Origin of the sequence: Treponema sp. (assembly GCF_052169735.1) — a bacterium.
In the GTDB taxonomy this organism is placed as follows: domain Bacteria; phylum Spirochaetota; class Spirochaetia; order Treponematales; family Treponemataceae; genus Treponema.
Window position 1 is genome coordinate 1 of sequence record NZ_JBQNBW010000116.1, and the last position, 2,923, is coordinate 2,923.

A 2,923-nucleotide genomic window follows, 5' to 3' on the forward strand; every position below is an offset into this window, starting at 1 on the left:
CGACCTTCAGATCCGCAATCTGACGCTCTAATCCAACTGAGCTATAATCTCATACAAACAAATATCCTTGACCATCATTAGAACACCGCATAATAGTCAAGGATATTTGATTTCACGGAGCAGGGGGGATTCGAACCCCCGGTACCCGGATGGGTACAACTCCTTAGCAGGGAGCCCGATTCGGCCACTCTCGCACCGCTCCAAATTACCTGTCTAAGTTTGTTATACAATGCGCATTTATTTTGAAAGGAATGCGCATCCTTTTTACGGAGCAGGGGGGATTCGAACCCCCGGTACCTCGCAGCACAACGGTTTTCAAGACCGCCGCCTTAAACCACTCGGCCACCGCTCCTCAACAATGAAACCTATACTACCCTAGAATAGGGGTGTATGTCAAGCACTTCACGCAAACACGTCCATTTTTTTGATTGAAAGCACCGGTATCCGTGCCGGATTGCACATACAGTGCAAAATATTGAGTAATACTCACACGCTGCAGCGGGATTGCTGGTTTCTAAAAAAGATTTCATTATAGCTACCCCCAGCACATTCACCGGTATGTGCTATTTATCCAATCGAAATATCCCCATAAGGATAGTCAACGGTATCGCTGCGCTCTTTTTTGCCGGCGGCAGTCAGAATGGTCAGCGGCCCGACCCTGCCGATAAACATAAGAAAGATCAAAATCAATTTACCGGTAATACTGAACTGCCCGGTAAGTCCGGTAGAAAGCCCTACAGTCGCAAAGGCAGAGACTGTTTCAAAAGCCATCGGTAAAAACGGCAGCGATTCCGTAATCGTCAATACAAAAACAGCTGCACAGACTATCGATAAACCAAAGCCGAAAATTAAAAAAGCCTTTTTTACCTGTTCATCGGGGACTGACATCTTTTTGATGACAACCGTCCGGTCGTTTTTGAGGAATGACCGGAAAAAGGCAAAAACCACAGCGACGGTGTTGAGCTTAACACCGCCGGCAGTACTGCCGGAAGCACCGCCGGCAAACATCACAAAGATCATCATCAGCAATGTTGCATTGGTGAGCGACGCAAATGACACCGTCGAAAATCCGGCTGTCCGCAGCGTTACTGCCTGAAAAAAGGCACCGAGGTATTGCTCGGTAAGGGAAAAATCTTTCATCGTATGGGTATGCTCTAATAAATAAAACGCTGAAAACGACAGGAACAGCGCCCCGGCTGTCATTGCAAGCACAATTTGCGTATTCAGCGGCAGCAAAAATACCGTTTTTTTGTTTTTTGCAAAAAGGTTTTTTACTTCAACCTGTACTTTATGCACCACATCATACATTACCGCAAAACCGATACCGCCGAGGATAATGGTAAAACTAACCGTGAGACTGATAATAGGATCCCCTGTAAAGGACTCAAGATTATTGGGAAATAAGGCAAAACCAGCATTACAGAATGCCGAAACAGCATGAAAAGCTGCAAATTGAAGTGTCCTTACCGATATTCCCATAGTACGCGAAAAACCGAGAAACAAAAAACACGCACTGATTGCTTCAACTAAAAAGGTTGAAAAAATAATAACACGCAGGGCTTTAAATAATCCGGACATATCATCTTCACTCACCATATAGGAAACCGTCAATTTTTCTGCTATGGAAAGTTTTCGTCTAAATGCCAGCATACCGAAGAAGGAGAACACCATAATACCCAGCCCGCCGATCTGCACAAGCAAAATCAAAATAACTTTACCAACCGCTGTAAGATCGGTTGCAACATTGATGACGCTCAATCCGGTTACGCACACCGCCGAGGTTGCCGTAAAAAGCGCAGTTAAAAAATCAAGATGATCGGTACCCGGTGTTGCAGCAGGCAGCATGAGTAAAAAAGCCCCGGTGATAATCACCATAAAAAACGACACAAGCAGTGTTCCTGCAGGATTGAGCATAACCCGCTCCGTACCGCCTGCGGTATCTGCCGTATTCTTGATGATTTTGCCGAATAAAAAGATATTTTTTACCAACGCAAACATAAGAATCAGCTCCGGTGATTGAGGAATAAGCCCTATTTTGATCTTGAGAATGACAAAAACGGTGCAAAACAGCAGTGTTGTTACATAAAGTCCTATATTTTTCCGAAAATACTGCTGAATATATTTTTCCTGCCGTATCGGTAAAACAGTTTCCGCGATGATTAGTGAAAGAATAAGCCCATCCATTACGTGAATAACAATAACCACTGCAAATGACGCATAAAACTGCTGCAAAAACAGCACCGCTAGACTCAGTATGAAAGCAACGCCTGAAAGATTAGCACGCAGCTTGGCTCCAATAGTGTTCATGATACCGCTCTATCCTTTACGTAAAAACTGTTCAAGATTATCAATGTTTATGGAGCGCAAGTCAATATAAGTGAAAATTACCGGCAGCCGGTTCATCGATATTGCACAGAGGATAGACTTGCAGTTTTTTAGAAGTTTCCAACAGTATCTACCTACGGTTCCCGCCGTCCTCTGCATTCGACTGCATAAGCGCATAAGCGGTAGTCTTGCTGTCGGCAAAAATCGAGGATGACAAGAAAATGTGTTTCCCAACAAGGAATGATAATTCTTTTTGGCGGATAAGTACTGACTAGCTGTTACAGCATTTTTCCAATAACATTGATAATATTATTCGGGATATTCTCAAATAGATTTTTATAATAGATAAAAGTACAAGTATTACAAGATAAAACTGAAAAAGAAGAGGCAAACCTCAGCTGGTTCTTTGCCCTTTTTTGAAATAAAATGGGGAGACAAGGATTCGAACCTTGGAAGGCGGAGCCAACAGATTTACAGTCTGCCCCCTTTGACCGCTCGGGAAACTCCCCAATCATAAAAAAGCCAACTTAGGGATTCGAACCCTAGACCCCGAGATTACAAATCACGTGCTCTGGCCAGCTGAGCTAAGTTGGCGTAA

General features: G+C 43.8%; 1 protein-coding gene and 4 tRNA genes. All 5 read right to left on the reverse strand.

The window, feature by feature from the left end; all coding sequences use genetic code 11:
* Positions 1-115: 115 nt before the first annotated feature.
* The 5 genes from ACTTJ8_RS11600 to ACTTJ8_RS11620 all read right to left on the reverse strand — a co-directional run bounded on the left by ACTTJ8_RS11600 (position 116) and on the right by ACTTJ8_RS11620 (position 2,919).
* A tRNA-Ser gene (locus ACTTJ8_RS11600) sits at positions 116-202 on the reverse strand.
* Between the two features lie 65 nt (positions 203-267).
* Positions 268-352 (reverse strand) — tRNA-Ser (locus ACTTJ8_RS11605).
* 215 nt (positions 353-567) lie between these two features.
* On the reverse strand, positions 568-2,307 hold the full coding sequence (locus tag ACTTJ8_RS11610; RefSeq protein ID WP_442716675.1) for a TrkH family potassium uptake protein: 1,740 nt from the start codon (positions 2,305-2,307) through the stop codon (positions 568-570).
* Between the two features lie 445 nt (positions 2,308-2,752).
* Positions 2,753-2,834, reverse strand: a tRNA-Tyr gene (locus ACTTJ8_RS11615).
* Between the two features lie 11 nt (positions 2,835-2,845).
* Positions 2,846-2,919 (reverse strand) — tRNA-Thr (locus ACTTJ8_RS11620).
* Between the last annotated feature and the right edge of the window lie 4 nt (positions 2,920-2,923).

Excerpts from the sequence above, each read along its gene's own strand:
- ACTTJ8_RS11610 (WP_442716675.1), bottom strand. The coding sequence starts at position 2,307 with ATGAACACTATTGGAGCCAAGCTGCGTGCTAATCTTTCAGGCGTTGCT.